A 26,521-nucleotide genomic window follows, 5' to 3' on the forward strand; every position below is an offset into this window, starting at 1 on the left:
CAGCACCGTAACTCAGCGCGTCGCGGGCAGCCGGACGGTGACGGACAGCCCGCCGCCGACCACGGGTTCCGCGCCGACCAGCCCGTCGTGCGCCTCGACCGCCGCGCGCACGATCGACAACCCGAGACCGGCCCCGTGCCGGGCGGTGCGCGCCACGCCCGCGCGGCGGAACGGCTCGAACAGCTCGTCCACCGCCTGCGGGTCGACCAGTCCGCCGGAGGACCGCACCCGCAGCGTCGACCACTGCTCCCCGGCCTGGGTGGTGACCTCGATCCAGCCGGCGTCGACGTTGTGCCGCACGGCGTTCTCCAGCAGGTTGCCCGCGATGCGCTCCAGCAACGCCGGATCGCCCGTGGTCCACGCCGGCTCGACGTGGAAGGTGGTCTTGAGGCCGCGCTGGTCGGCCTCTCCGGACACCGCCCGCCACGCGCTCGCCACCAGCGCGGCGAGGTCGACCGGCTCGGTCACCACCAGCCCGGCGCCGTCGGTGCGGGCGAGCAGCAGCAGCGACCCGACGAGCTGGTTGGCCCTCTCCGTCGCGTCCCGCACCACGCCGGCCATGCGGCGCAGCTCGGCGGTGTCGGCCTGGTCGTCGGCGAGCGTGACGTCCAGCTCGGTGCGGATCACCGACAGCGGGGTGCGCAGCTCGTGGCTGGCGTTGGCGACGAAGTGCCGCTGCGCCTCGAACGCCGACTGCAGCCGGTCGAGCATCGCGTCGAAGGTCTGCGCCAGCTCGGCCAGCTCACCGCGCGCGTCGACCTCGCCGATGCGCTCGCCCAGCGACTCGACCGACAACCGCCGCGCGGTGCCGGTGATGTCCCGCAGCGGGCGCAGCACGCGCGAGGTGAACGTCCAGGCCAGGATCGCGGTGGCCAGCACCACGCAGCAGAACGCGATTGTCCCGGCGAGCAGCATCTTGTCCCGCGCGTGGTCGCGCAGGTGCGTGGCCAGCGCGGCGGCGTCCACGTTCACGCCGTCGACGCGCACGACCGTGCCCGGCGGCATCTGCGGCACCGCCGCCACGGCGTCGCCGACCAGCGTCCAGGCCAGCCAGAGCAGCACGAGGCTCACGCCGGCCGCCAGCCCGGTCGCGAGCAGCGTGATGCGCGCCCGCAGGCTGCGCACCGGCGTGCGTGTCGAGCGCGAGCTCACCCCTTCGCGGGGCCGGTGTCGCGTGCCCGGTACCCGGATCCCACCACGGTCTCGATGATTCCAGGTTCGCCCAGCTTCTTGCGCAGGGTCATCACCGTGACCCGCACGGTCGTGGTGAACGGGTCGGCGTTCTCGTCCCACACCCGCTCCAGCAGCTCCTCGCTGCTGACGACCGCGCCCTTGGCGGACATCAGGACCTCCAGGACGCCGAACTCCTTGCGGGTCAGGTCGACCGGGCCGCTCGCGCGGCGGACGGTGCGCTTGGCCGGGTCGAGCTCGACGTCGCCGACCGTGAGCAGCGGCGGCGCGGCCGGGGTGGCGCGGCGGCCGAGCGCGCGGACGCGGGCGACCAGCTCCGGGAAGGCGAACGGCTTCGCCAGGTAGTCGTCGGCGCCGAGGGACAGGCCCTCGACGCGGTCGGAGACCGTGCCGCTGGCGGTCAGCATGAGGACGCGGGTCAGCTCGTCGGAGGAGACGATCTGGCGGCACAGCTCGTCCCCCGACATCCCGGGCAGGTCGCGGTCGAGCAGCACCACGTCGTAGCGCGTGATGCTCGCCTTCTCGTGCCCCTCGTCGCCGGTGAGGGCGACGTCCACCGCCATGCCTTCCCGGCGCAGCCCGCGCGCGATCGCATCCGCCAGCGGCGCCTCGTCCTCGACAACCAGAATTCGCACGCAGACAACCGTGCCACAGTTTCCTGAGAGTTACCTGGGCGGCGGTACCCTGGCTGTGCGCGACTGGCTGGGGGTGGCCCGGATGAGCGATCTGGAGATCTTCGTCGGCGAGTGGACGGTCGAGGTCGGGTTCCCCGGCGTGCCGCCCGCGCGGTCGGTGTTCGAGTGGATCCTGGGCGGCGCCTACCTGGCGCAGCGCACCGAGGTGCCGCTGCCCGAGGTGCCGGACAGCCTGTCGCTGGTCGCCCCGGCGGACGGCGGGTACACCCAGCACTACTTCGACTCGCGCGGGGTGAGCCGCCTGTACGCCATGACCTTCGACGGCGGGCGGTGGACGCTGCTGCGGGAGGCTGCGGACTTCACGCCGCTGGACTTCGCGCAGCGGTTCACCGGGGTGTTCAGCGCGGACGGCTACCGGATCGACGGCTCGTGGGAGAAGAAGGATCCGGGCGGGGACTGGTCACCGGACTTCGAACTGGTCTACACGCGAGCGGGTTGAGAGGGTCCGACCCGACCCGCGCCGGGTGGCGGCCGCCGGCGGTGGCCGGCCAGCAATGGCGCCCGGCAGTGGCCGGCCGGCGGTGGCGGCCAGCGGGTGCACCGGTGCGGAACGCCTTCGGTGGGCAGCGCTTGCGGGCCGCACCGCCCCGGCACCCCGCGGCCGCGGTGGCCCCCCGGGCCGCCTCGACGGCGCCCACGCAGGCCGCCCCAGCGGCCGGCGGCGCCTCTGGCACGGCCGGCGCGACCTGCCCCCCGTGGCACCCGCACCGCCGCAACGGCCCGGCCAGGGCTCCCCCAGCGGCCCGGCGGACCAGCCCTCCGACACCGCGCGAGCTGCCCCGGCAAGCCCGCGGCGTGGTCTAGACCGGCACCTCCACGAACCGCCGCCCGTCGAGGTTTTCCACCACCACCGCGGCCACCTCGGCGGGTGCCACGAGCGCGAAGCCGTCCAGCGCGGTGCCGTCCCGTTCACCGGCCGGGGACACCAGCCAGCTGCCCGCCTCGACGCGCGAACCGTCGCGGGCGACGACCACCAGGCGGCACTTCTGGCCTGCCGGGATGCCGCCCACGGACGCCGTCAGCCGGACCCACCCGGCGGCGGGCCGGACCGCCACGGACATCGTCGCGCCGGTCATCGCGTCCGTGCCGGACACCGTCCGCGTGCCCGGCTCCTGCGCGGTCACCGTGGGCGGCACCGTCGTCCGGCCCAGCACCACGCCGCCCGCGCCCAGCGCGATCGCGACCGCCGCCGCCCCGTCCACCAGCCGGTTCCGCCGCACCCGCGCGTCGCGTTCGCGGCGGACCTGGCCGAGCGTGCGCCGCAGCAGCAGGTCCCCGCCGTCGGGCGGCCCGTCCAGCATCGCCTCCGGCGGGACGACCTCCAGGGCCGCGCGCGCCATCCGCAGGGACGCCACCTCGGCCTGGCAACGACGGCAGGAGTTCAGGTGCCGCTGCATCGCTCGCATCTCCTCGTGCTCGAGCGCTTCAAGCAGGTGAGCGGCGAGCGCTCCGGGATCGTGGATCGTCATCCGGCCACCTCCCCGACCGCGGCCCCGCGGCGGCCGGGCGGCCTTCGCGCGGAACCGGTCGGCGACGATGTTGCGCACCACCGTCAGCAGCCAGCCGCGCACCGAACCCTTGCCGTTGACGAGGGTGTCCGGATGCCGCCACGCCCACACCAGGGTCTCCTGCACGGCGTCCTCGGCCGCGGCGTGGTCGCCGGTGAGCCGGTGGGCGTAGGCGAGCAGCGCCCGCCCGTGCTCCTCGTACAGCGTCCGGATCAGGGCCTCGTCGGCGACCGCCGTCCGTTTCGCGGCGCGTAGCACCGGCATCCGCACTCACTCCTCGCTGGGGGTCAGTAACTGCTCGGCGCGGCCGCGAGTGGTTTCTTCTCCGCGGCGACCTTGCAGCCGTTGGTCTCGATGGCGAACCAGGTGCCGACGACGGTGACCTGCTCGGTTCCGTCCGGCCGGGTCACCGTGCCCACCAGCTTCGGGTCGACGCCCTCGATGCGGGTCTCCCCGCGCGCCACGACCGGCGGCCAGGTGGTGGCGCACTGACCCTCGCACGTGGTCTTCGGCGGGTTCTTGCCGTCCTTGGTGAACAGGTAGATCGTGCGGCCGTCGCCGTCGGTGAGGACGGTGTCCTGGCTGGGATGTTGGTGGTGCGGATCGCGGTCTCCGGGGTGGCGGCCTTCGCCCCGGTCGGCGTGATCGCCGCCCACGTCCCGCCGACGCCCTGGCCCTTGGCGTCGCCGGCCACGGTGTCCTTGGCGTAGCGGTAGACCGGCCAGCCGTTGACCGTGACCTGCTGGGTGCCGTCGGCGCGCGCGACCGTGCCGACGAGCTTCGCGTCGACCCCGCGCACGTCCACCGCCCCGGTCGCCACCACCGGCGGCCAGGTGGTGGCGCATTCGCCTGCGCACGCGGACTTGGGCGGCCGCGCGGTCGCGGTCGAAGCGGTAGTGGGTCATGCCGTTGGAATCGGTGAGGACCGGGCCGAGCCCGTTGACGTTGGACGCGCCCAGCCCGACGGCGGGCTGGGCGGCGGCCGCCTGCTGGATCACGACCGGGGCGGCGGCCGGGCCGGGCTCGCCCTGCCCGCACGTGGTGAGCAGGGCGAGTCCGGCGGCGGGCAGGACGATGCGCGCGGTCATGGTCGTCTCCTTCTCGGGGAATTCGCTTCCGGCGCAATGCACACGTCCGCCGCCACCGCGCGGTTCAGACTTCTTTCACCCGCCGCAGGTGCGGTCGCGGTTGACGCACCACACGAGGCGGTTCATGATCCGTTGCGACATCACGTTAGCGAAGTCGTCGTGGTCGGACCGCGGGTTGTGGCTCTCCTCCGGGAAGGAGTCCACTTTGTACTTTCCGGCGACCTGGACGTCGCGCGGGATGTCGTAGACCAGCGTGATGCGCAGTTGCGGCACGGCCACGAAGCCGCGCCGGGGCCTGCGACGGGACGACGGCCAGCGTCACCAGCGGGCCGGCGATGATCAGCATGGCCGCGACGGCCAGCACCCGGCGCACCAGGGTGCGGCGACGGCGGCTCGCGGCGGCCTCGTCGAGCGTCGGCGCCAGCACCCGCGGCGCGGGAACCGGCGGTTCCGGCCAGTAGCGGCGGATCTCGTCGAGCAGGTCCGGCAGCTCGTGCATCTCCAGGACGTCGAGCTGGCAGTTCGGGCAGTCCAGCAGGTGCGCCTCGAACACCGCGTTGTCGGCATCGTCGAGCACACCGAGGACGTAGGCGGCGATGTCGGTGTGCGCCGGCTTGCCCATGCCGCTCACCCCCGCTCCCGCAGCGAGCGGCAGCGCGCGCACCGCGTGGTAGATCCGGGACTTCACGGTCCCCGGCGGCACACCGAGCGTCTCGGCCACCTCGTTGACCGTGCGGCCGTGGACGTAGGTGCGCAGGACCGCCTCCCGGTGCTCCGCGGACAGGGTCTGCAGTGCTTCGTACAGCATCATCGCGGCCAGGGCCCTGTCCGATTCGTCCGGCACCCCGACGGAGTTCGCGTCGGGCTCCTCGACCTCCTGGGGCCGCGCGCGGCGGCTGCGCCAACCGTCGATGACGATGCGGCGGGCCACGGTGTGCAGCCACGCCCGCGGCATCTCCGGCTCCCGGTCGAGCTTGTCGGCGTTGCGCCAGGCCCTGATCAGGGTCTCCTGCACGACGTCCCCGGCCCACAGGCGGTCACCCCCGGTCAGGGTGATCACGAACGCGAGCAGGGGACGGCCGAACTCCCGGTAGAGGGCGGTGGCCAGGTCGTCGTTCCCCCGCGACCCGAACCTTTTCCGTCCACTGTGGATTCCAGGAAGGCGTCCCGACGTGCCTCGATCCCCTGCGCTGACACCACTGACCACCGGTTGCGTGGTCCTCGCGGTGATCACCGCGTGCGACACCGGCTCCCCCGCGCCGCTGCCGCCCCAGTCCGTTCCCGCGGCGGAGGCCGCGCCGACCTCGGCCGCATCGTGGTCGACGGCGCGGGATTCACCTTGTACCGCTACGACAAGGACACCACCGCCTCGCCGCGGTCCGCGTGTGACAGCGCGTGCACCCGGACGTGGCAGCCCGTGCCCGCGACCGCGGCACAACAGTTGCACGGCATCGACCCCACGCTCGTCGGATCCCTCACCCGGGCCGACCGCACGGACCAGGTGACGCTCGCCGGGCACCCGCTGTACCGCTACCGGCCCGACGAAATGCCCGGGGAAACGGGCGGGCTGGGATCCGGCGACGCGTGGTTCCCGGTCAGCCCGGACGGGAACGAAGTGCAGGGCTGCGAGCGATCCGGGACGAACTGATGCGTTCGGCCTCTAGACGATTCCTGACCATGCTGATGGTCCTGTTGTTCGTCCAATTGGCCGTACCACGGAATGTGACCGCGCAGACCGAATTGAGCGCCGCCGATCGCGATCTGCTGATCCGCGCCCGGCAGGCCGGGCTGTCGCCGCGACGAGCACGTCAAGGACGTCGGCATGACGCTGATGGTCGACCACGGGCGGCTCGACGTGCAGGTGCGCGACCTGGCCCGGCGGCGCGGCGTGACCCTGCCCGACCAGCAGCGCTGGCTCGTGGAGATGCGCGACGCGCCGACGGCAGCCGACTTCGAGCGGGTCTTCGCCAACCGCCTGCGCGCGGCGCAGCCCGGCTGCTGCTCGACGATTCGTGGAGCGGGCATGGCGAGGTGCCGGTGCTCGGACCGGGGGACCTGACCTACCGGGAGGTGGCGGAGATCATGTCGGACGTGCTGGGCAGGCCGGTGCGGTTCGAGCAACTCTCGGCCGAGGCGCTGAAGGCGAGCCTGCGGCAGCGGGGCTGGTCCGAGGCGATGGCGCAGGCCATGGTCGACATGGCGGTGGCCAAGAACGCGGGCCTGGACAACGCGGAACCACGTACGCCGGAAGCCACCACCCCGACGACGTTGCGCCAGTGGTGCGAGGAGGTTCCGCGGCCGGCAGTAGCATCCGCTGGATGAAGATGATCGCCGTTCCGGGCGGGAGCGTGAGGGTGTCCGACCGGCGGACGCAGCGGAGCTGATCCGTCGAGGTCGCGCCCTTCCGGATGGCGGCGCACCATGTGACGCAGGGGCTCGGAACTCCGGTGGAGAGCGTGACGTGGGCGGATGCGGTGCGGTTCTGCAACGCGTTGTCCGTCCACGAGGGACTGTCCCCGGTGTACTCGTTCGGGGCTGTCGTGGAGTGGGACCGGGCCACGGAAGGCTACCGACTGCCCACCGAGGCGGAGTGGGAGCACGCCTGCCGCGCCGGAACGGACGGCCCGCGTTACGGTGACCTCGACGAGATCGCTTGGCACCGCGGCAATTCCGGCGAGCGGATCCACGAGGTCGGCGGGAAGCGCCCGAACGCGTGGGGGTTGCACGACATGATCGGCAACGCGTGGGACTGGTGCTGGGACGTCTACGACGCCCAGGTGTACGGCCCGTACCGCGTCCTGCGCGGCGGCGGCTGGTTCGACGAGCGCTGGAGCTGCCGCGCCTCGTCCGGCGCCGAAGCCACCCGTCCTACCGCAGCGACGATGTCGGGTTCCGCGTGGTCCGCTCCCGCTGAGCGGCCGCGCGGGCTCTCGTGCTGGCGCTGGTCTAAGCGAGTGTGGTGCCGCCTGTGCGCTGGAAATGGCCGCGCTCACGCGGGGCTGCTCACCGGCACCGGGCCGGTGCTTCTCCGCCAATGAATCCACCGCCGCGGGCCGCGCCCCATCGGAGCGCGGCCCGCGCAGTGTCACTCGCTCGGGGCCTCCGCCGCGGCGGGCTGCGCCTCGCCGATCAGGTTCGACGCCCACTCCGTCACGCGCCGCGCGACGTCTTGCGCCGTCAGGCCGACGCTGGCGAGCACCTCTTCGCGCGAAGCGTGCGGCAGGAACTCCTGCGGCACGGCCAGGTCGCGCAGCGGCACGTCGCACTCGGCGTCCCGCAGCACGGATGCCAGCGCGCTGCCGAAACCGCCGTGCCTGCCGCTGTCCTCGACCGTCACGACCAGCCGGTGCTCACTCGCCAGGCCGACCAGCTCGCGCGGCACCGGCAGCACCCACCGCGGGTCGACGACGGTCACGCCGATGCCCTGGTCGGCCAGCCGTTCGGCAGCGGCCAGCCCGAGCGGCGCGAACGCGCCCACCGCGACCAGCAGCACGTCGGCCCCCGCGCCTTCCCGCGGCCGCCGCAGCACGTCGATCACACCGGTCCGCTCCACCGCGGGCACCGACTCGGTGACGCTGCCCTTGGAGAACCGCAGCGCGGTCGGCCCGTCGGACACCGCCACCGCCTCCCGCAGCTCCTCGCGCAGCGTCTGCGCGTCGCGCGGCGCGGCGACCCGGATGCCGGGCACCATGCCCAGCAGCGACAGGTCCCACATGCCGTGGTGGCTCGGCCCGTCCGGCCCGGTGATGCCGGCCCGGTCCAGCACCAGCGTGACCGGCTGGCGGTGCAGCGCGACGTCCATCAGCAGCTGGTCGAACGCCCGGTTGAGGAACGTCGAGTACACCGCGACCACCGGGTGCATGCCGCCCATCGCGAGGCCGGCGGCCGAGGTCATGGCGTGCTGCTCGGCGATGCCCACGTCGAACCAGCGGCCCGGGTGCCGCTCGGCGAACTCGTGCAGCCCCGTCGAGCGCAGCATCGCGGCGGTGATCGCCACGACGTCCTCGCGCTCCTCGCCGATGCGCGCCAGCTCGTCCCCGAACACCGCGGTCCAGCTCAGGCCCTTCGGCTTGGGCAGCCCGGTTTCCGGGTCGATCGGGTCGGTCTGGTGCATCTGGTCGGCCTCGTGGTTCACCGCGGGCGGGTAACCGTGACCCTTCTCGGTGACCGCGTGCACGACGACCGGCCCGCCGAACGCCTTCGCCGCCTGGAACGCCTTCTCCAGCGCGGCGATGTCGTGGCCGTCGACCGGGCCGAGGTACTTCAGCTTGAGGTCGGAGAACATCTCCTGCGGGCTCAGCGCGTCCTTGATGCCGGCCTTCGCCGCGTGCAGCGCCGCGTAGATCGGCTTGCCCACCACCGGCGTGTTGAGCAGCAGCTCGCGCCCGCCGTCGAGCATGCGCTCGTAGCCCGGCTGCAGCCGCAGCGAGGCCAGGTGCTCGGCGAACCCGCCGATCGTCGGCGAGTAGGACCGGCCGTTGTCGTTGACCACGATCACCACGGGACGGCCCGGCTCGGCGGCGATGTTGTTCAGCGCCTCCCAGCACATGCCGCCGGTCAGCGCGCCGTCCCCGACGACCGCGACCGCGTGCCGCCCGCCGCCGGCGAGCTCGAACGCCTTCGACAGGCCGTCCACATAGGACAGCGCGGTGGAGGCGTGGCTGTTCTCCACCAGGTCGTGCTCGCTCTCCTCACGGGACGGATAGCCCGACGGCCCGCCCTGCTGGCGCAGCAGGTCGAACTCGGTGTGCCTGCCGGTCACGATCTTGTGCACGTAGCACTGGTGACCGACGTCCCAGACGATCGCGTCCTTCGGCGAGTCGAACACCCGGTGCAGCGCCAGGGTCAGCTCGACCACGCCGAGGTTCGGGCCGAGGTGGCCGCCGGAGCGGCGGACCTTGTCGACCAGGAAGTCGCGGATCTCGCCCGCCAGGTGCTCGAGCTGGCCGTGTCCCATGCGCTTCAGGTCGGCCGGTCCGTGCACGGACTCCAGCAGCGTCACTTTCCACCTCACCCGCATAGATACCTCGCCCTGCCCGCCAGGGCGCGTCCAGTCAGTCTACGGAGAACCGTAGTCCTCCGGCCGCCCCGCGCGTTCCGGGTCACTGATCACGCGGTGAGAAGGTGCCGGCCGCTGCCGCAACCGTGTGAACACTGTCTCACTGACATGACGCACCGGGGGCGCGCACGTGGTGACATCCCGTGAGATCGGGTCCGGCCAGGCGTGGCGTTACATCAGGCCACGGGATTGGTGAACCGATCAAGACTGGTGTGGGTGGCGTCGCGGCGCGCCGGGCTCGCTGGTCCAGCTCAGGGGCCACGTCCCGCGAGGGCACCGCCGCACACCGCGACATCCGCCCTGCCCCCCCCAGCCACCTCCCCGCCCGACGCCTCACCGCCCGGCCAGCTCCACCCCGGCCGGCAGACTCCCGGCCCGGTGCAGCTCGTCGAGGTGCGTGAGCAGCGTCTCGCGGAACGCGCGCGCCGCGTTGGTCGGCGCCACGTCCGTCCGCTGGGCCAGCGCGATGGTGCGGGTGATCTCCGGCGCGGTCAGCGGCGTCCCGCGCAGCGCAGGCCGCCCGGCGAGCACCAGGCTCGGCACCACCGCGACCCCGAGCCCCACCTCAACGAACCTCAGCACGGCGTCCATCTCCCCACCCTGCGCCGCGAACACCGGCGTGAACCCGGCGGCGCGGCAGGCCTGCAGGGTGGTGTCCCGCAGGTCGTAGCCCTCCCGGAACATCACCAGCGGCCGGTCGCGCAGCTCCGCCAGCCGGACGTCCCCGCCCAGGTCCACGCCGGCGGGTGAGGCCACCACCAGCCGCTCCCGCAGCAGCGGCACCGACGTCAGCGCCGCCTCCTCCCCGGACGCGATCAGCACCGCCAGGTCCAGCTCACCGTGCGTCAGCGCCCGCACGAGATCCTTCGAACCGCTCTCCTCCACCACCAGCTCGATGCCCGGGTATTCGCGGTGGAAGCGGTGCAGCACGTCGGCGAACACCGTGACGCACAGGCTCGGCGTCGCGCCCACCCGGACCCGTCCGCGGCGCAGTCCGACCAGCTCGGCGACCTCCAGCCGCGCGGTGTCCACGTCGGCGACGATGCGCCGCGCGATCGGCAGCAGCGCCTCGCCGGCCGGGGTCAGCGTGACGTTGCCCCGCGCCCGGCTGAACAGCGGCGCGCCGAGCTCGTCCTCCAGCGCGCGGACCTGCTTGCTCAGTGAGGGCTGCGCCACATACGTGCGCTCCGCGGCGCGCGTGAAGTGCCGCGTCTCGGCCACGGCCAGGAAGTACAGCAGCTGCTGCAGCGTCATAACTTCAGGCTATCGTTTCCAGCACTTCGATATATTGGACGACTCGCCACTGTGGGCCGCACGCTGCCGACGTGGCCCTTCTCGAACGTTCCGCACCACCACGCCGGCTGTGGTCCTCGACCGTCGGGCAGAAGGCGATCATGGCCGTGACCGGCCTGCTCCTGCTGCTCTTCGTCGTCGCGCACATGCTGGGCAACCTGAAGTTCTTCGTGTCCACGGCGAGCTTCGACCACTACGCGGCCTGGCTGCGCACGATCCTGGACAGCGTCCTCGGACACTCCGGGTCCCTCTGGATACTCCGCGCCGGGCTGGTCTTCTGCGTCGTGCTGCACGCCGTCACCGCGGCTCGTCTGGCGCGCCGCGCTCGCGCCGCCCGACCGGTCCGGTACGCCCGCCGCGGCCGCGTCCAAGGCGACTACGCGGCGCGCACCATGCGCTGGGGCGGGGTGATCCTCGCGCTGTTCGTCGTCTACCACGTGCTCGACCTGACCACCGGGCACCTCAACCCGAACGGCGTACCGGGCGCGGTGCACGACAACGTCATCGCCGACTTCCGGCTCTGGTACGTGACGCTGGTCTACACGCTGGCCGTGGTCACGCTCGGGTTCCACATCCGGCACGGGCTGTGGAGCGCGCTGCAGAGCCTGGGCACGTCCGGCGCCGCGCGACGCACCGCGCAGGGCGTCGCGCTCGGCGTCGCCGTCGCCGTCACCGCCGGGTACCTGTCCGTCCCGTTCGCCGTCGTCACCGGATTGGCCGGGTGAGCACCGTGTTCGTCGAAGGAACCCCGATCTCCGAGACCCGCGCGCCGGACGTCCCACTCGAACAGCGCTGGGAACGGCGGCGGTTCACCGCCCGCCTGGTCAACCCCGCCAACCGGCGCCGGCTCTCGATCATCGTCGTCGGCACCGGACTGGCCGGCGCGTCCGCCGCGGCCACCCTGGCCGAACTGGGCTACCAGGTCCGCTCGTTCTGCTACCAGGACAGCCCGCGCCGCGCGCACAGCATCGCCGCGCAGGGCGGGATCAACGCGGCCAAGAACTACCGCGGCGACGGCGACAGCGTCCACCGGCTCTTCTACGACACCGTCAAGGGCGGCGACTTCCGGGCGCGGGAGTCCAATGTGCACCGTCTGGCGGAGCTGAGCGTGCGGATCATCGACCAGGCCGTCGCGCAGGGCGTGCCCTTCGCGCGGGAATACGGCGGGCTGCTGGACACGCGGTCGTTCGGCGGCGCGCAGGTGTCCCGCACCTTCTACGCCCGGGGACAGACCGGGCAGCAACTGCTGCTCGGCGCCTACCAGGCGATGGCGCGGCAGATCCATCTTGGACGGATCGCGACGCATCCGCGCACCGAAATGCTCGATCTCGTCGTGGTGGACGGCCGCGCACGTGGGGTCGTGGTGCGCAACCTGGTCACCGGCGAGATCTCCACCCACGTCGCGGACGCGGTGGTGCTGGCCACCGGCGGGTACGGCAACGCCTTCCACCTGTCCACGAACGCCAAGGGCTGCAACGCGACCGCGATCTGGCGTGCGCACCGGCGGGGCGCGCTGTTCGCGAACCCGTGCTTCACGCAGATCCACCCGACGTGCATCCCGGTCAGCGGCGGACACCAGTCGAAGCTGACGTTGATGAGCGAGTCGCTGCGCAACGACGGGCGGGTGTGGGTGCCCGTCGCGGCGGGCGACACCCGGCCGCCGTCGCAGATCCCGGAGGCGGAGCGGGACTACTTCCTGGAGCGCCGGTACCCGGCGTTCGGCAACCTCGTGCCGCGCGACATCGCCTCCCGCGCGGTGAAAAGCGTGTGCGACGCGGGCCGCGGGGTCGGGCCCGGCGGGCTTGGGGTGTACCTGGACTTCGCGGACGCGCTGGAGCGGCTCGGCCGGGACGGTGTGGAGTCCCGCTACGGCAACCTGTTCGCGATGTACGAGCGGATCACCGGGGACGACCCGTACCGAGTGCCGATGCGCATCTACCCGGCCGTGCACTACACGATGGGCGGGCTGTGGGTCGACTACGACCTGCACAGCACCATCCCCGGCCTGTTCGTAATCGGCGAGGCGAATTTCTCCGACCACGGCGCGAACCGGCTCGGGGCGAGCGCGCTGATGCAGGGCCTCGCGGATGGGTATTTCGTGCTGCCCACGACGATCGGCGACTACCTGGCCGACGGCCCCTTCCCGGCGGTCGGCGACGTGTCCGGGGCGCAGGCGGAGGTCGAGGACCGGATCGCGCGGCTGCTGGCCGTGGACGGGGACCGGTCCGCGGAGGACTTCCACCGCGAACTGGGCGCGGTGCTGTGGGAGCACTGCGGGATGAGCCGCAACGAGACGGGGCTGCGGAAGGCGCTGGAGCTGATTCCGGCGCTGCGCGTGGAGTTCTGGTCACGGCTGCGGGTGCCGGGTTCGGGGGCTGCGCTGAACCAGTCGCTGGAGAAGGCCGGGCGGGTCGCGGACTTCCTGGAACTGGCGGAGCTGATGTGCCTGGACGCGTTGCACCGCACGGAATCCTGCGGTGGGCACTTCCGGGAGGAGAGCCAGACCGCCGACGGCGAGGCCCGGCGCGACGACGCGGCGTTCTCGTACGTGGCCGCGTGGGAGTTCACCGGGGTCGGACGGCCGCCGGTGCTGCACCGCGAGGCGTTGTCGTTCGACCATGTCACACCCAGCCAGCGGAGCTACTCGTGAAACTCGTGTTGAAGATCTGGCGGCAGAAGGACGCGGCGGACCGCGGTGGGCTGGTGCGGTACGAGGTGGACGGCCTGTCGCCGGACATGTCGTTCCTGGAGGTGCTCGACGTGCTGAACGAGCGCCTCACCGCCGCGGGCGACGAACCGGTGGCGTTCGACCACGACTGCCGGGAAGGCATTTGCGGGGCGTGCGGGGTCGTCATCGACGGCACGCCGCACGGCCCGCAGGCGGCGACCACCACGTGCCAGCTGCACCTGCGGCACTTCGCGGACGGGCAGACCGTGACGGTGGAGCCGTGGCGGGCGCGGGCTTTTCCGGTGGTGAAGGACCTCGTGGTGGATCGTGGGGCGCTGGACCGGATCATCGAAGCGGGCGGGTACATCACGGCGCCGACCGGGAGCGCGCCCGAAGCCCACGCCACGCCGGTGCCGAAACCGGCCGCGGACATGGCGTTCGAAGCGGCGGCGTGCATCGGTTGCGGCGCGTGTGTGGCGGCGTGCCCGAACGGTTCGGCCATGCTGTTCACCGCCGCCAAGGCGACGCACCTGGGGGTCCTCCCGCAGGGCGAGCCGGAGCGGCCGGCGCGGGCGGTGTCGATGGTCGCCGCGCAGGACGCAGAGGGCTTCGGAGGCTGCACGAACAGCGGCGAGTGCACGGTGGTGTGCCCGAAGGGGATCCCCCTGGACACGATCGGCCGCCTGAACAGGGACGTACTGGGAGCGGCGCTGCGGTCCGGGTGATTCCGCGGCGGGCGGAGCGGCGATGTCGGGCGCGGCCGGGAGCGGGGCGGCCCGAGACACGCGGCGGCAGCGCGGCCGAGGCGGCGCACGGGCAGGGCGACGTGCGGGCGGGCCTGACGGGGCGACGTGCGGCGGTGCGGGGAACGGGGCCCAGCGGCGCGCGGAACGGCAGCACGCGCGGGGCGCGGGGCGCAGCGGCCCGGGGAACGGCAGCACGCGGGGAACGGCGGCGTCGGACGCGACTGTGTGGGGCGCCGCAGCGCGGGCGGCGCAGGAGAGTGGCCCACGGCCGGGCGGGAGGGGCTCGGCCAGGACGCACGGCGGCGCGCGGGGCGTCGGGCGCGGGGCGAGGCAGCACGTGGGGCGCAGGGCGCAGGGGCGTGGGATGCGGCCGTTCGGGGGCGCGACAGCGCCGCCGGGGCGCGAGGACCGCGGCCAGGAGCAGAAGCGCCGCGCGGCGGCATGGGGCCTGAGCCGGGCAGGAGGGGCGACAGCAGCGGCGCAGCGGCGGGAGCGCCGCGGGGCGGGAGGAGCGCGGCCAGGGGCGGAAAACGCCGCGCGTGAGCAGGGCGGCAGCGCCGAGGGCGGCGCGTGCAGCCCTCAGCGCTGCCGACCAGCAGCACCCCAAGCGAGCCGCACCCCAAGCGAGCCACACCCCGGGCAGCGTCCTCCGGACGAACCGCGTGCGGCTCCCGGCGGCCCGCGCGTGGGCACCCCGCCTCGGCCGCCCGCTCCTCAACCGTTGATTCAGGGGAACCGCACCCGGGAATTGAACGCCGCGAAGCTCCCCCAGAGGCAAATCGTCCTAACCCGCCTCCATCTGGGCTCGCTCCACTGTCAGTCGTGCGTGGTTGGCGGCTTCTCGGCCTGCTGTCCAGCCTTCGGTGTTGCTGATGGTCGTCCTGCGGTTTGTCGTGTGCGGGAACAGCTCGACGAACAGCGTGTCCACCTCCCGGCGCCGCCGGGCGAGGATCGGGAGCAGCCGCGCGTCCGCGAACTCCGCCCCCGCCGCACGGTCGGCGTCCGTCAGGCGTTCGCTTATCCGCGTCGCGTAGGCGAGCAGGAACGCGTGCCGGAACGAGCGGGTCCGCGCGCCTCGGCCGGCGGCCAGCATCGCCTCGTTCGCCTGCACCAGCAGCGACGTCGACAGCAACTCCACCAGGTCCAGGTCCACCTCGTGGCCGACCAGCACCACGAACCCCAGCTTGGCGTAGAACGCCGCCCGGCACCGGTTGGCCGTCGCGACCGCCGTCACCAGCGACGACTTCGGGCCGAGGTACGGCTGCTCCAGCCAGAACCGCCGCGCCGCACCCGCCCTCGGCCCCGGCGCGTCCACCAGCGCCTGCTCGAACGAGTACCGGCTCATCAGCTGCTGCGCCTTCGCCGACAGCGCCTCCGCCTCCTCGGCGAACGACGTCGACTCCGCCTTCGCCAGCAGCGCCCGGATCCGCGCCAGCACCTTCTCGTCCACGCCCGCCCGCTCCGCCGCGACCGGCACCTCCGGCAACCGCGGCAGGGGCAGCAGCACCTCCAGCACCGACAGCACCACGAGCAACGCCGCCACCCGCTCCACGCCGTGCTGCTCCGACCACCGCTCCAGCAACGGCCGCTCGGCGCCGCCGCACCCGGCGAGCACGTCCGAGGTCAGCGCCACCCCCCGCCGGTCCAGCCGCCGCAACGCGATCTGGTGCACGTCACCCGGCTGCCAGCCGGTCCGCCACAACCGGGCCAGCACCTCCCGCAGCGCCAGCTCCGCCGCCCGATCGATCAGCCGCGCGTCGTAGCGCGGGCCGGCCAGCTCCCGCGCCGCGAGCTCACCCAGCCGCCGCTGGGCGGCATCGCACAGCAGGACGGCGAACGTTTCTACAGTGGACTCGGCCATGCCCCGCATCATGCCGGAGGCCACCGACAATTCCGGGCACGTCAGCGCACCAGCAGCGCCACGCACTCCACGTGGTGGGTCATCGGGAAAGCGTCGAACGCCCGCAACCGGTCCAGCCGATACCCCGACTCGCCGAAGGTCGCGACATCCCGGGCCAGCGCCGCCGGATCACACGCCACGTACACCACCCGCTCGGGCGAAGCCGCCGCCACCGCCTGGACCACCTCGCGCCCCGCCCCCGACCGCGGCGGGTCCAGCACCACGACCACCGGCTGCCCGGACAGCGACCGCAGCACGTGCTCCGTCCGGCCCGCCCGCCAGCTCACCTGCGGTAGGTCCGCCAGGTTCCGCTCGCCGTCGCTCACCGCGCGCTGCCCCGACTCGACCGCCACCACGTGCCCGGTCACACCGACCTGCGCGGCCAGCACCGATGCGAACAACCCGACCCCGGCGTAGAGGTCCCAGGCCAGCTCCCCGGGCGACGCCCGCGCCCATTCCCGCACCACCGACGCGAACATATCCGCCGCCGCGGGGTGCACCTGCCAGAACCCGTGGGCCTGCAGCCGCCAGTCCCGGCCCGCCGCGTGCTGCACCGCCTCCCCGCCGGCCAGCTGCCGCGCCCGGCGCTTGCCCCGCACGGTCGCCAGCTCACGGGCGTGCACGTGGCCGTCCCCGTCGCTGGTCACCTCGATCTCCGTGCCCGGCTGCCACCGCCGCGACAACGCCCGGTCCAGCGCGCCCGGCGCCGCGATCGGGCACTTCTCCAGCGCCACGACCCGGTGGCTGCGGTGCGCCCGCAACCCGGCCCGCCCGTCCGGTCCGGCGACGAGCCGGACCCGCGACCGCCAGCCCAGCGCGCCCCCGGGCAGCTCCTCGACCTCGACCGGCCAGTCCAGCCCGGCCAGCCGCTGCAGCTGCTCGACGACCACGCGGCCCTTGAGCTCCCGCTGGAACTCCGGCGTCGCGTGCTGCCAGTCGCAGCCGCCGCACTGTCCCGGCACGGCGAGCGGGCACGGGGGATCGACCCGTTCCGGCGCCGCGCGGAGGACCTCCACCGCATCCGCGCGGCAGAACGATCCGCCCTTGTCCTCGGTCACCTCGGCGCGCACCAGTTCGCCGGGCAACGCGTGCCGGACGAACACGACCCGGCCGTCCACCCGGGACACGCAGTGCCCGCCGTGGGCGACGGGTCCCACTTCGAGCTCCAGGATCCGGCCGGTCCAGTCCTGTCCGGTCACTTCCCGCCGTCCTTGCCGGCCCCGGTGCGGGACGCCCCGTCCCCGAAGAAGCCACGCCGCACGTCACCGGCCGCCGGGCGGGCCCGCGACGCGCGCCGCACCGCCTTGGCCGAGGACGCCAGCTGCCACGGCACGCTGGTGACCATCACACCCGGCTGGAACAGCAGCCGTCCCTTGAGCCGCAGCGCGCTCTGGTTGTGCAGCAGCTGCTCCCACCAGTGCCCGACGACGTACTCGGGGATGAACACGGTGACCACGTCACGCGGGTTGTCGCCGCGCACGCGCTTGACGTAGTCCAGCACCGGGCGCGTGATCTCGCGGTACGGCGACTCGACGACCTTCAGCGGGACCTTGAAGCCCTTGGCCTCCCAGTCGGCGGTCAGCTGCCGCGTCTCGGAGTCGTCCACGTTGACCGTCACGGCCTCCAGGACGTCCGGCCGCATGGCCTTCGCGTAGGCGAGGGCGCGCATGGTCGGCAGGTGCAGTTTGGAGACCAGCACGATCGCGTGGTTGCGCGAAGGCAGCACGGTCGGGCTGCCGTCCAGCGCGGCCAGCTCCTCGGACACCCGGTCGTAGTGCTTGCGGATCGCGGTCATCAGCAGGTAGATCGCCACCATCGCGGCGATCGCGATCCACGCGCCGAGCAAGAACTTCGTGATCAAGACGATGATCAGCACGGTGCCGGTCATCGTCAGGCCGATCGCGTTGACCGTCTGCGAACGGCGCATCCGCCGCCGGGCCAGCGGATCGGTTTCGCGGGACAGCAGCCGGTTCCAGTGCCGCAGCATGCCGGCCTGGCTCACCGTGAACGACACGAACACGCCCACGATGTAGAGCTGGATCAGCTTGGTGACCTCGGCGTCGAACGCGATGATCAGGACCAGCGCGAACGCGGCCAGGAACAGGATGCCGTTGGAGAAGGTCAGCCGGTCGCCGCGGGTGTGCAGCTGGCGCGGCAGGAACCGGTCCTGCGCGAGGATCGAGGCCAGCACCGGGAATCCGTTGAAGGCGGTGTTCGCGGCCAGCAGCAGGATGATGCCGGTGCTGAAGGAGATGTAGTAGAAGGCGGGCTCGAAGTGCGGGAACACCGCCTGCGCGATCTGGGCGACGATCGTCTTCTGCTGGTAACCCTCCGGGGTGCCGCTCAGCTGGGTCGCCGGGTCCTCCGCGAACTTGACGTCGGTGAGGATCGCCAGCGTGATGATGCCCAGCAGCATCGTCACCGCGAGCAGGCCCATCATCAGCAGCGTGGTGGCCGCGTTCTTGGACTTCGGCTTGCGGAAGGCGGGCACGCCGTTGCTGATCGCCTCGACGCCGGTCAGCGCCGCCGCGCCGGAGGAGAACGCGCGGGCGATGAGGAAGACGAACGCGAAGCCGGTGAAGGACGCCTCGGCGTGCAGGTCGAAATCCGCGCTCTCGGCGCGCATCGGCGTGCCGCGGACCGCCTCGAAGAGACCCCACAGGACCATGCCCAGAATGCCGATGATGAACCCGTATGTCGGAATCGCGAAGGCCTTGCCGGACTCGCGCACGCCGCGCAGGTTGATCGAGGTCAGGACCACCACGATGATCACCGCGCTGAGCACCTTGTGCTCGGCCACGAACGGGATCGCCGACCCGATGTTGGCCACGCCGGACGACGTCGACACCGCGACGGTGAGGACGTAGTCGACCAGCAGCGCGCTCGCCACGGTCAGGCCGAATCTGCCGCCGAGGTTGGTGCTGGCGACCTCGTAGTCGCCGCCACCACTGGGGTAGGCGTGCACGTTCTGGCGGTAGGAAGCCACCACGACCAGCATGACCACCGCGACGGCGACGCCGATCCACGGCGAGTAGGCGTAGGCCGACAGCCCGGCGACGCTCAGCGTCAGGAAGATCTCCTCGGGCGCGTACGCGACGCTCGAGAGCGCGTCCGACGCGAAGATCGGCAGCGCGATCCGCTTCGGGAGCAGGGTGTGGGAGAGCCGGTCGCTCCGGAACGGACGGCCGACGAGCAGCCGTTTGGTGGCGGTCGCAATCTTCGACACGTCAGAAGGGTACGGGCGGGTCCGCGAGGGGGCCGGACAAGGTAGGTTCTGCGTCGGCATCTACCGGGTAACCGCCGTTCGGGTGACACACAGGAGGCAGTGACGTGCACGTGGTGATCATGGGGTGCGGCCGGGTGGGCGCGTCCCTGGCCGCGGCCCTCGAGCGCCTGGGTCATGAGGTCGCGGTGATCGACAAGGCGCAGGAGGCGTTCCGGCGGCTCGGCAGCGACTTCCACGGCCAGCAGGTGCTGGGCATGGGCTTCGACCGGCAGGTGCTGATCGACGCGGGCATCGAGAAGGCGGGCGCCTTCGCCGCGGTGTCCAGCGGCGACAACTCGAACATCATCTCGGCGCGGGTGGCGCGGGAGAACTTCGGCGTCGAGCACGTCGTGGCCCGCATCTACGACCCGAAGCGGGCGGCGGTCTACGAGCGGCTGGGCATCCCCACCGTGGCGACCGTGCCGTGGACGACCGACCGGTTCCTGCGCACGCTGCTGCCCGACGGGGTGGCCTCGGCGTGGCGGGACCCCAGCGGTAACGTCGCGGTGCTGCAGCTGCCGCTGCACGAGGGCTGGGTCGGCCGCAGCGTCAACGAGCTGCAGGAGTCGACCGGCGCGCGGGTCGCGTTCATCATGCGGTTCGGCACGCCCGTTCTGCCCGATTCCAAGACGGTGTTGCAGGCGGACGACCTGGTCTACGTGGCCGCGAGGTCCGGAACCGTCGGCGACGTGACGAGCACCGCGGCGCGTGCGCCGGAGGAGGAAGCCTGATGCGGGTCGCGATCGCGGGAGCAGGCGCGGTTGGCCGGTCGATCGCCAAGGAGCTGATCGACGGCGGCCACCAGGTCATGCTGATCGAGCGGCAGGCCGGGCAGTTCGAGCCGGACACCGTCGAGCAGGCCGACTGGGTGCTCGGCGACGCGTGCGAGGTTTCGACGCTGGAGGACTCCGGCATCGAGCGCTGCGACGTGGTGATCGCCGCGACCGGTGACGACAAGGTGAACCTGGTCGTGTCGCTGCTCGCGAAGACCGAGTTCGCGGTGCGGCGGGTCGTGGCGCGGGTGAACAACCCGGCGAACGAGTGGCTCTACACCGATGCGTGGGGTGTGGACGTCGCCGTGTCGACGCCGCGGATCCTGGCCGCGATGGTCGAGGAGGCGGTCAGCGTCGGCGACCTGGTGCGGCTGCTGACGTTCCGGCAGGGGCAGGCCAACCTGGTCGAGCTGACCCTGCCCGACCAGACCCCGCTGGCCGGCCGCCCGGTGAGCGACCTGGCGCTGCCGCGGGACGCCGCGCTGGTGACGATCCTGCGCGGCGACCGGGTGATCGTGCCGCAGCCGGAGGACCCGCTGGAGCCGGGCGACGAACTGCTGTTCGTGGCCAACGCGGAGGTCGAGAACGACATCCGCAAGGCGCTGGGTTACTAGGTGTACCCGGCCGAGACGTTGGTAGCGGCGAGCCTGGTTGAACGAACGAGAACCCTCCGAATGGGATGTGGCTTGTCTAAGGCCCACTCCAACTCGGAGGTTCTCGTGTCCCACGCTACTGCCCGAGCTACGAACGCGACCGCCCAGGCGAGGTGGTCCATATGGATGTCAAGACGCTCGGCAAGATCCCCGACGGCGGTGGCTGGCGGGCGCACGGCCGCGAGATCGGTCGAACTCGCGAACGTCGCGACAACCCGATCGGCTATGACTACGTCCACTCACTCGTCGACGATCACTCGCGGCCGGCCTACAGCGAGGTCCTACCCGACGAGTAGGGCGCTGGGCTACTCGGGCACTGGGTTACCAGCGCCCGAGGACCGGCTGCTCACCGGCACGCGCGCGGAGGCGGACCAGGCGCGCTAGGCCTCCTGCGGCGGCTGGCCGTACTTCAGGCGGAGGCGGGCCTCGGCGTCCGCCTCCTCGGCGACGCGGGCCTCCTCGATCTCCTTGAGGCGCTTGTCGGAGCGGCGCACGGCCCACACGACGACCAGCAGCGCCAGCCCGTACAGCGGCCAGCCCATGACGATCTTCGCGAACGCCAGCCACCCGGTGTAGTCGGCCTCGTACAGCCACCGCTGCACCACAAACCGCGCGCCGAACACCGCGGCCAGCGCCAGGGTGGCGACGTCGTAGCCGAGGCGGGACGGCTTGTCCCGGCGCCACGCGGTGCCGGTGCCGTTGAGGAAGTTCCAGATCACGCCCGCCAGCGGCCAGCGCACCACCACGGACAGCACGAACACGCCGCAGTAGACGAGGCTCGCCCAGATCCCGAACAGGAAGAAGCCCTTCGCGGACCCGGTGCGGTAGGCGATGAACGCGCCGATGCCGACGCCGAACAGTCCGGAGATGGCCGGCTGCAGCGACTCGCGGCGCACCAGGCGCACGATCGTGATCAGCGCGGCGCTGCCGACGGCGCTCCAGATGCCCACCGTGAGCCCGAAGAACGAGTTCGCGAGCACGAACACCACGATCGGCACGGAGGAGTAGACGAGGCCGGACACCCCACCCATCTGTTCCAGCATCGTGGGCTCGGGCCGCTCACCCGCCCGCCCAGGCTCGGCCCCGTTCGCGGCGGGGTGCGGATCGGTCTTGTCGCCTGGACGGGCGGGTTCAGTCACGCGGTTACCAACTCAGGAGGTCGTCTGCAGCTCGTAGAACGGGTTGTACAGCACCTTCTGGCCGTCTCGCTCGGCCATGCGTCCCCGGACCTTGATGGTCCGGCCCGGTTCGATGCCCGGGATGCGGCGCCGTCCCAGCCAGACTAGCGTCACGCCCTCCGTGCCGTCGAACAACTCGGCACGCAGTGTCGCCGCCTCTTTCGTGGGACACAGCTCCACGCTGCGCAACCGCCCGAGGACGGTCACCTCTTCGCCCGACCGGCAGTCGCATGCTCGTCGCGCGCCGCCTGCCTCGGATTTTTCGGACAGATCATCAGCGTCGAGTTCCTCGACGTCGCTGGTCAGCTTGCGCACCAGCCGGCTGAAATAGCCGCCGTCTTTGGCGGACATAGGCGTCTGCTCCTGTTCCGGGGCCCCCGACTTGAACGGCCCGTACGTCATCCAGCCTAACCTCGTGGGGGCCAGCACAACCGCTTTGCGGCAAGATCGCAACGTGACGTCCGCAATGCCGGAACCGGCCGCCGTCCTGCTACCGGGGACGGGCTCGGACGAGGTGTTCGTCCGGTCTGTTTTCGCAGGTCCACTGGGTGCGTTCGGCATACGCACACGGACCCCCGCACCGCCGGGCGGCACCGCTGTGACAGCAGGCCTGCTCGCGTCACTCGACGAAGCGGCGACCGAGGGCCCGGTGCTCGCCGGAGGCATCTCCCTCGGCGCGCACCTGGCGGCCGAATGGGCGGTCCGCAACCCCGGCCGATGCGCCGGCCTGCTGCTCGCGATGCCGGCCTGGTGCGGTCGTCCGGGCGACGCGCCTGCCTCGCTCGCCGCGCGCGCCTCCGCCGACCTGGTCGACTCGCGCGGACTGACGGAGGCGCTGCGGCTCGCGACGGCCGGAGTGGCACCCTGGCTCGCCGCCGAGCTGACGAGGGCCTGGCGGCGGCACGGGGAGGGCCTGGCGGCGAGCCTGCGCGTCGCGGCGGCCCACGCCGCGCCGACGCTGGACGCGCTGGCCGGACTGGACGTCCCGGTCGGCATCGCCGCGTGCACCGACGATCCGGTCCACCCGGTCGCGGTGGCGCACGCCTGGGCGGAAGCGCTTCCCCGCGCCGTGGTCCAGGAGACCACGCTGACCGCGCTCGGCGCCGACCACGAGTCACTGGGCCGCGCCGCGCTGCTGGCGTGGCTCCAGGCGGGCGGCTGAGGCCCGCACCGCGGCGGCGAGCAGAGTCGCACGGCAGCGCTTCACAAGCTCGCGCCCCGCGGCGGGTACGCCGCGGCTGTCGGTCGAATCGGTCGGCCTCCGCGGCGATGTTCACCATCCCGGCGGGGAACCCGATCGGACAAGGCGGGAGCACGCACCCTGGCGCGCGCTCCCGCGACCACCGAGTGCTTGCCTACTGCTGGCCCTGCTGCTGCGCGATGTGCTCGGCGACCGCCTCCGGCAGCGTGATCGGCAGCGGAGTGCGCACCGGCATCGGCGCGTCGCCGCGGTCGACGATCGTGCCCCGGACGATGTCGCGCAGCACGGCGGGCGCCTCGGCCGCCATCGACTGCGGGCCCGCGATCACGCCGCGCAGCATCCAGCGCGGCCCGTCGACCCCGACGAACCGCAGCGCCACGTCGCCGATGAGCGCGGACAGCTCCGGCCCCCACTCACCCTGGCCCGGCGCGACCTTGGCGCCGTCGTTGCGCAGCTGCTCGGTGAGCTCGCCGACCACCTCGCGCCACAGCCCGCCGGACCGCGGCGCCGCGTAGGCGCTCACCGTGACCTGGCCGTGCGCCGTCACCACGTGCACCGCGCGCACCCCACCGGCCTGCGGGTCCATCTCGACCTGCACCTGGGTGCCGTCGGGCACCGGGACCCGCACCGAGCCGAGGTCGATCCGCGGCCTGCCGTCCTCCGGCGCGTCGGCGATGTCGAACGGCCCGTCGGTGGCCTCCGGCTCCGGCTCCGGTTCCTCCTCCGGCTCCTCGGCGATGTCCGGGTCCCAGGACTCGCCGGGGTCGGCCATCGCGTGGCGGCCCCGCTTCTTGCGTCCGAAGATGCCCACTACTCCCTCGTTCCTTCCCCGGGATTCCCGGTCAGCGTCGCATGCCCGCCGGTCGAGCCGTACCCGCCCGCCCCGCGTTCCGTCGCCGCCAGCTCCGCGACCTCCACGAACTCCGCCGTCTCCACGCGCTGGACCACCAGCTGCGCGATCCGGTCCCCCCGCGCGAGCCGGATCGGCTCGCTGCGGTCGTGGTTGACCAGGCACACCTTGATCTCCCCGCGGTAGCCCGAGTCGATGGTGCCCGGCGTGTTCACGACGGACAGCCCGGTGCGCGCGGCCAGGCCGGAGCGCGGGTGCACGAACCCGGCGTAGCCAGGCGGCAGCGCGATCGCCACGCCGGTGCCGACCAGCACCCGCTCGCCGGGCGCCAGCACGACGTCGGTGGTGGTCACCAGGTCGGCGCCGGCGTCGCCGGGCCTTGCGTAGGACGGGATCGGGACGCCCGGATCGAGCCGGGTGAGCAGGACCTGCACGGGGGACACGGGCGGCGAGACTACCCTGGAGGCATGGGTGAGCACGCGAGCGCGGCCGGTGCGGTGGGCGAGACGACTGCGGGAGACGGCAGCACGCGGTATTCCGAACGGCTGTACCTGTCGTGGTGGGGCTGGCCGCTGCCGCTGGCGGGCGCGGCGCTGCTGGCCTACGAGATCCACCTCGGCTACCCCTCGGTGCCGCTGTGGCTGCCGTTCGCGGTGCTGATGCCGCTGATGGTGGCGTGGCTGGTGGCCATGGGCCGGGCCCGGATCCGGGTGACCGGCGACGAGCTCGAAGTCGGTGACGCTCATCTGCCGTTGCGGTTCGTGGGTGAGGTCGAGGTCATCGGTAAGGACCGGAAGCGGAAGGCGATGGGACCGGAACTCGACCCCGCCGCATACGTGACGCATCGCGGCTGGGTCGGTTCGCTGCTGCGCGTGCACCTGACCGACCCCGCGGACCCGACCCCCTACTGGGTGTTCAGTACCCGCAGGCCGGAGGCCCTGGCCGAGCTGCTCCGCTCAGGGAAGTAGCCCGGCCGTCCGCGGTCTCACGCGCAGTCGCGGCAGATCATCTGCCCGTTGTGCTCCTCCGCCAGCCTGCTCCGGTGGTGCACCAGGAAGCACACGGAGCAGGTGAACTCGTCAGCCTGCTTCGGCACCACCTTCACCGTCAGGTCCTCACCCGACAGCCCGGACAGGTCCGCGCCCGGAAGCTCGAAGTTCTCCGCGCTCGCGTCCTCGTCCACGTCCACCACGCCGGACTGCGTCTCGTTCCGGCGAGCCTTCAGCTCCTCCAACGAGTCCTCGGCGAGCTCGTCGGCTTCGCTGCGGCGCGGAGCGTCGTAGTCGGTCGCCATTGTCCCTCACCCCTGCGATCAGCTTCGTAATCACTGTTCAAGCACACTGTTCGCATGCCGTCGTGCCGCTGGTCAACGTCCCAGCGCCCCGATTTGTGCCCGCCGCCGTAGTGAGCCAGGTCTCTCTTCAGCAACGTGTTTCGGTACCTGATCTACGGGCGGAGCCCGCAGAGGGTAGCTCACGCTTTACCCGCGCGCGCAGAGTGTCATTCGAAGCAGGGCATACGTCACCCAACAGAGGGAACACATTCCCGGGGACGCCCGTGGGACGGTGCGACACGTACCCCGGCTTCGGACGGGTGACGACGCTGGTGCACTGTAACGCCTACGCTGATCAGGAACGACGGTTCGGGCGAGCGGGTGTTCGGGTCTTCGATCGAAGGGGTGGGGCAGGTGTCGTCGGGGATCGGTTACGGCAACCGGAGATCGCGGCCCTACCGCAAGCGCCGCCCGCTACCCGCGCTGATCGTGATCGGGGTGCTCGGACTCGTCGCGATGGTCATCTGGGTGCGCGCGATCACCAGCAAGCAGGACATCGACGAGGCGCTGCGGTGCGATCCGCCGCCCACGCCGCCACCCGGTGTGACGTACACCAACCTGGGTTACAACGCGCTCGACGAGACCACACCCGTGCCCGCCGACCGGATCGCGGTGAAGGTGCTCAACGCGAGCGAGAAGCGCGGGCAGGCCGCGATCACCACGGAAAGCCTGCGGCAGCTGGGTTTCACGCAGATCGCGCCGCCGGAGAACGACCCCGCCTACGCGACCGACGAGGCGGCCTGCCGCGGCCAGTTGCGCTTCGGCGACAACGGCAGCTCCGCGGCGCGCACGCTCAGCCTGGTCGTGCCGTGCGTCGAACTGGTGCGGGACAACCGCGAGGACGCGAGCGTGGACCTGGCGATCGGCAGCGCCTTCGGCGACGTGGTGCCGACGCAGGCGGCGCGCGACATCCTCGCGCAGCTGCAGGCGTGGTCGAACCAGCACGACGGCGACGGCGGCGAGCAGTCCGCGGTCAACCCGCCGGTGATCGACAAGGCGCTGCTGGCCGCCGCCCGCCCCGGCACCTGCTGACCCGCTCGCACCCGCGAGTCCCGTATTCCCGCCCGCGAGTCCCACACTCACGAGCGCGAGTTCGGCACCCGGCCGCAGCGGTCGCCGT

General features: G+C 72.5%; 25 protein-coding genes and 6 pseudogenes. 14 read left to right on the plus strand and 17 right to left on the minus strand.

Features of this window, described 5'->3' with window-relative positions; all coding sequences use genetic code 11:
- Nucleotides 1-12 precede the first annotated feature (12 nt).
- Nucleotides 13-1,152, minus strand: a complete 1,140-nt coding sequence (locus AMETH_RS23855) for a sensor histidine kinase (protein ID WP_017983684.1) — start codon at nt 1,150-1,152, stop codon at nt 13-15.
- Entirely contained in the window at nt 1,149-1,826 is a 678-nt protein-coding gene (locus AMETH_RS23860) for a response regulator transcription factor (RefSeq protein WP_017983685.1), read from the minus strand. Before AMETH_RS23860 ends, AMETH_RS23855 begins: the two co-directional genes overlap by 4 nt.
- A gap of 82 nt (nt 1,827-1,908) precedes the next feature.
- Between AMETH_RS23860 and AMETH_RS23865 the strand changes: the two genes are divergently transcribed.
- A complete protein-coding gene (locus tag AMETH_RS23865) occupies nt 1,909-2,325 on the plus strand; it encodes a hypothetical protein (protein WP_038533428.1) in 417 nt (138 codons plus the stop codon).
- A gap of 1,060 nt (nt 2,326-3,385) precedes the next feature.
- On the opposite strand, the pseudogene AMETH_RS40750 reads toward AMETH_RS23865, so the two are convergent.
- The 5 genes and pseudogenes from AMETH_RS40750 to AMETH_RS23885 form a co-directional block, all read right to left on the minus strand.
- Nucleotides 3,386-3,658: pseudogene (locus tag AMETH_RS40750) on the minus strand (sigma factor); the annotation flags it as partial.
- A gap of 23 nt (nt 3,659-3,681) precedes the next feature.
- Nucleotides 3,682-4,050, minus strand: a complete 369-nt coding sequence (locus AMETH_RS39325; RefSeq protein WP_017983688.1) for a hypothetical protein — start codon at nt 4,048-4,050, stop codon at nt 3,682-3,684.
- Between the two features lie 47 nt (nt 4,051-4,097).
- Nucleotides 4,098-4,217, minus strand: a pseudogene (locus AMETH_RS41675) (hypothetical protein); the annotation flags it as partial.
- Between the two features lie 340 nt (nt 4,218-4,557).
- A pseudogene (locus tag AMETH_RS40760) lies at nt 4,558-4,773 on the minus strand (DUF1996 domain-containing protein); the annotation flags it as partial.
- A gap of 235 nt (nt 4,774-5,008) precedes the next feature.
- A pseudogene (locus tag AMETH_RS23885) lies at nt 5,009-5,728 on the minus strand (sigma-70 family RNA polymerase sigma factor); the annotation flags it as partial.
- Between AMETH_RS23885 and AMETH_RS38800 the strand changes: the two are divergent.
- From AMETH_RS38800 to AMETH_RS23905, 4 genes and pseudogenes are all read left to right on the plus strand, one after another.
- Nucleotides 5,720-6,130 (plus strand): hypothetical protein, encoded by a 411-nt coding sequence (locus tag AMETH_RS38800; RefSeq protein ID WP_157628489.1) that lies wholly within the window; start codon nt 5,720-5,722, stop codon nt 6,128-6,130. The pseudogene AMETH_RS23885 and the gene AMETH_RS38800 sit on opposite strands and share 9 nt — an antisense overlap.
- Nucleotides 6,131-6,304: 174 nt before the next feature.
- Nucleotides 6,305-6,541, plus strand: coding sequence for a DUF305 domain-containing protein (locus AMETH_RS39330; protein WP_017983691.1), 237 nt, complete (start codon nt 6,305-6,307; stop codon nt 6,539-6,541).
- Complete coding sequence (locus AMETH_RS23900; protein WP_209436804.1) at nt 6,520-6,804, plus strand: Rossmann-fold NAD(P)-binding domain-containing protein; 285 nt, start codon at nt 6,520-6,522, stop codon at nt 6,802-6,804. Before AMETH_RS39330 ends, AMETH_RS23900 begins: the two co-directional genes overlap by 22 nt.
- Nucleotides 6,801-7,396 (plus strand): annotated as a pseudogene (locus AMETH_RS23905) (formylglycine-generating enzyme family protein). The gene AMETH_RS23900 and the pseudogene AMETH_RS23905 overlap by 4 nt, the downstream one beginning before the upstream one ends.
- 171 nt (nt 7,397-7,567) lie before the next feature.
- On the opposite strand, the gene dxs reads toward AMETH_RS23905, so the two are convergent.
- Together dxs and AMETH_RS23915 are read right to left on the minus strand one after the other, a co-directional pair.
- Nucleotides 7,568-9,484, minus strand: a complete 1,917-nt coding sequence (dxs, locus tag AMETH_RS23910; RefSeq protein WP_017983693.1) for a 1-deoxy-D-xylulose-5-phosphate synthase — start codon at nt 9,482-9,484, stop codon at nt 7,568-7,570.
- A 390-nt stretch (nt 9,485-9,874) separates the two neighbouring features.
- Complete coding sequence (locus tag AMETH_RS23915; protein ID WP_017983694.1) at nt 9,875-10,795, minus strand: LysR family transcriptional regulator; 921 nt, start codon at nt 10,793-10,795, stop codon at nt 9,875-9,877.
- A 71-nt stretch (nt 10,796-10,866) separates the two neighbouring features.
- Here AMETH_RS23915 and AMETH_RS23920 point away from each other — a divergent pair, with 71 nt between their 5' ends.
- The 3 genes from AMETH_RS23920 to AMETH_RS23930 are packed head-to-tail and all read left to right on the plus strand — an operon-like array spanning nt 10,867 to nt 14,227.
- Entirely contained in the window at nt 10,867-11,559 is a 693-nt protein-coding gene (locus AMETH_RS23920; RefSeq protein ID WP_017983695.1) for a succinate dehydrogenase cytochrome b subunit, read from the plus strand.
- Nucleotides 11,556-13,484 (plus strand): fumarate reductase/succinate dehydrogenase flavoprotein subunit, encoded by a 1,929-nt coding sequence (locus AMETH_RS23925; protein WP_017983696.1) that lies wholly within the window; start codon nt 11,556-11,558, stop codon nt 13,482-13,484. The genes AMETH_RS23920 and AMETH_RS23925 overlap by 4 nt, the downstream gene beginning before the upstream one ends.
- Nucleotides 13,481-14,227: a succinate dehydrogenase/fumarate reductase iron-sulfur subunit gene (locus AMETH_RS23930; RefSeq protein WP_017983697.1), complete on the plus strand. Its 747-nt coding sequence runs from the start codon at nt 13,481-13,483 to the stop codon at nt 14,225-14,227. Before AMETH_RS23925 ends, AMETH_RS23930 begins: the two co-directional genes overlap by 4 nt.
- An 805-nt stretch (nt 14,228-15,032) precedes the next feature.
- Here the strand turns inward: AMETH_RS23930 and AMETH_RS41680 are convergent.
- Genes AMETH_RS41680 through AMETH_RS23945 form a run of 3 tightly spaced genes read right to left on the minus strand, consistent with a single transcriptional unit; the run spans nt 15,033 to nt 19,374 of the window.
- Entirely contained in the window at nt 15,033-16,109 is a 1,077-nt protein-coding gene (locus AMETH_RS41680) for a DUF2786 domain-containing protein (RefSeq protein ID WP_038533439.1), read from the minus strand.
- A 41-nt stretch (nt 16,110-16,150) separates the two neighbouring features.
- Entirely contained in the window at nt 16,151-17,347 is a 1,197-nt protein-coding gene (locus AMETH_RS23940; protein ID WP_017983699.1) for a class I SAM-dependent RNA methyltransferase, read from the minus strand.
- Nucleotides 17,344-19,374 (minus strand): APC family permease, encoded by a 2,031-nt coding sequence (locus AMETH_RS23945; protein ID WP_017983700.1) that lies wholly within the window; start codon nt 19,372-19,374, stop codon nt 17,344-17,346. The genes AMETH_RS23940 and AMETH_RS23945 overlap by 4 nt, the downstream gene beginning before the upstream one ends.
- Before the next feature lie 104 nt (nt 19,375-19,478).
- On the opposite strand from AMETH_RS23945, the gene AMETH_RS23950 reads away from it, so the two are divergent.
- The 3 genes and pseudogenes from AMETH_RS23950 to AMETH_RS37280 form a co-directional block, all read left to right on the plus strand.
- Complete coding sequence (locus AMETH_RS23950; RefSeq protein WP_017983701.1) at nt 19,479-20,144, plus strand: potassium channel family protein; 666 nt, start codon at nt 19,479-19,481, stop codon at nt 20,142-20,144.
- Nucleotides 20,144-20,800 (plus strand): potassium channel family protein, encoded by a 657-nt coding sequence (locus AMETH_RS23955; protein WP_017983702.1) that lies wholly within the window; start codon nt 20,144-20,146, stop codon nt 20,798-20,800. The genes AMETH_RS23950 and AMETH_RS23955 overlap by 1 nt, the downstream gene beginning before the upstream one ends.
- A gap of 128 nt (nt 20,801-20,928) precedes the next feature.
- Nucleotides 20,929-21,132 (plus strand): annotated as a pseudogene (locus AMETH_RS37280) (IS481 family transposase); the annotation flags it as partial.
- 87 nt (nt 21,133-21,219) lie between these two features.
- Here AMETH_RS37280 and AMETH_RS23960 read toward each other — a convergent pair.
- Nucleotides 21,220-21,978 carry a DUF3159 domain-containing protein gene (locus AMETH_RS23960; RefSeq protein ID WP_410468212.1) on the minus strand — a complete coding sequence of 253 codons (759 nt, stop codon included), beginning with the start codon at nt 21,976-21,978 and terminating at the stop codon, nt 21,220-21,222.
- Nucleotides 21,979-21,990: 12 nt separating this feature from the next.
- Nucleotides 21,991-22,368 (minus strand): OB-fold nucleic acid binding domain-containing protein, encoded by a 378-nt coding sequence (locus tag AMETH_RS23965; protein WP_026153310.1) that lies wholly within the window; start codon nt 22,366-22,368, stop codon nt 21,991-21,993.
- Between the two features lie 115 nt (nt 22,369-22,483).
- Between AMETH_RS23965 and AMETH_RS23970 the strand changes: the two genes are divergently transcribed.
- A complete protein-coding gene (locus AMETH_RS23970; protein ID WP_017983706.1) occupies nt 22,484-23,179 on the plus strand; it encodes an alpha/beta fold hydrolase in 696 nt (231 codons plus the stop codon).
- Between the two features lie 193 nt (nt 23,180-23,372).
- Here the strand turns inward: AMETH_RS23970 and AMETH_RS23975 are convergent, their stop codons facing one another.
- Together AMETH_RS23975 and dut are read right to left on the minus strand one after the other, a co-directional pair.
- A complete protein-coding gene (locus AMETH_RS23975; RefSeq protein ID WP_017983707.1) occupies nt 23,373-24,029 on the minus strand; it encodes a DUF3710 domain-containing protein in 657 nt (218 codons plus the stop codon).
- Nucleotides 24,029-24,511 carry a dUTP diphosphatase gene (dut, locus tag AMETH_RS23980; RefSeq protein WP_026153312.1) on the minus strand — a complete coding sequence of 161 codons (483 nt, stop codon included), beginning with the start codon at nt 24,509-24,511 and terminating at the stop codon, nt 24,029-24,031. The genes AMETH_RS23975 and dut overlap by 1 nt, the downstream gene beginning before the upstream one ends.
- A 24-nt stretch (nt 24,512-24,535) precedes the next feature.
- Here dut and AMETH_RS23985 point away from each other — a divergent pair, with 24 nt between their 5' ends.
- Complete coding sequence (locus AMETH_RS23985) at nt 24,536-25,036, plus strand: DUF3093 domain-containing protein (RefSeq protein ID WP_017983709.1); 501 nt, start codon at nt 24,536-24,538, stop codon at nt 25,034-25,036.
- 17 nt (nt 25,037-25,053) lie between these two features.
- On the opposite strand, the gene AMETH_RS23990 is transcribed toward AMETH_RS23985, so the two are convergent.
- Nucleotides 25,054-25,362, minus strand: a complete 309-nt coding sequence (locus AMETH_RS23990) for a DUF4193 domain-containing protein (RefSeq protein WP_017983710.1) — start codon at nt 25,360-25,362, stop codon at nt 25,054-25,056.
- Nucleotides 25,363-25,755: 393 nt separating this feature from the next.
- Here AMETH_RS23990 and cei point away from each other — a divergent pair, with 393 nt between their 5' ends.
- A complete protein-coding gene (cei, locus tag AMETH_RS23995) occupies nt 25,756-26,433 on the plus strand; it encodes an envelope integrity protein Cei (RefSeq protein WP_026153314.1) in 678 nt (225 codons plus the stop codon).
- Nucleotides 26,434-26,521 lie beyond the last annotated feature (88 nt).

The organism is Amycolatopsis methanolica 239 (assembly GCF_000739085.1).
GTDB lineage: Bacteria > Actinomycetota > Actinomycetes > Mycobacteriales > Pseudonocardiaceae > Amycolatopsis_E > Amycolatopsis_E methanolica.

Bases quoted from the DNA above. Each gene is read 5' to 3' on its own strand.
- AMETH_RS23865 (WP_038533428.1), top strand. From the start codon at position 1,909: ATGAGCGATCTGGAGATCTTCGTCGGCGAGTGGACGGTCGAGGTCGGG.
- AMETH_RS39330 (WP_017983691.1), top strand. From the start codon at position 6,305: ATGACGCTGATGGTCGACCACGGGCGGCTCGACGTGCAGGTGCGCGAC.
- AMETH_RS23915 (WP_017983694.1), bottom strand. From the start codon at position 10,795: ATGACGCTGCAGCAGCTGCTGTACTTCCTGGCCGTGGCCGAGACGCGG.
- AMETH_RS41680 (WP_038533439.1), bottom strand. From the start codon at position 16,109: ATGGCCGAGTCCACTGTAGAAACGTTCGCCGTCCTGCTGTGCGATGCC.
- AMETH_RS23955 (WP_017983702.1), top strand. From the start codon at position 20,144: ATGCGGGTCGCGATCGCGGGAGCAGGCGCGGTTGGCCGGTCGATCGCC.
- AMETH_RS23965 (WP_026153310.1), bottom strand. From the start codon at position 22,368: ATGTCCGCCAAAGACGGCGGCTATTTCAGCCGGCTGGTGCGCAAGCTG.
- AMETH_RS23970 (WP_017983706.1), top strand. From the start codon at position 22,484: ATGCCGGAACCGGCCGCCGTCCTGCTACCGGGGACGGGCTCGGACGAG.
- AMETH_RS23985 (WP_017983709.1), top strand. From the start codon at position 24,536: ATGGGTGAGCACGCGAGCGCGGCCGGTGCGGTGGGCGAGACGACTGCG.
- AMETH_RS23990 (WP_017983710.1), bottom strand. From the start codon at position 25,362: ATGGCGACCGACTACGACGCTCCGCGCCGCAGCGAAGCCGACGAGCTC.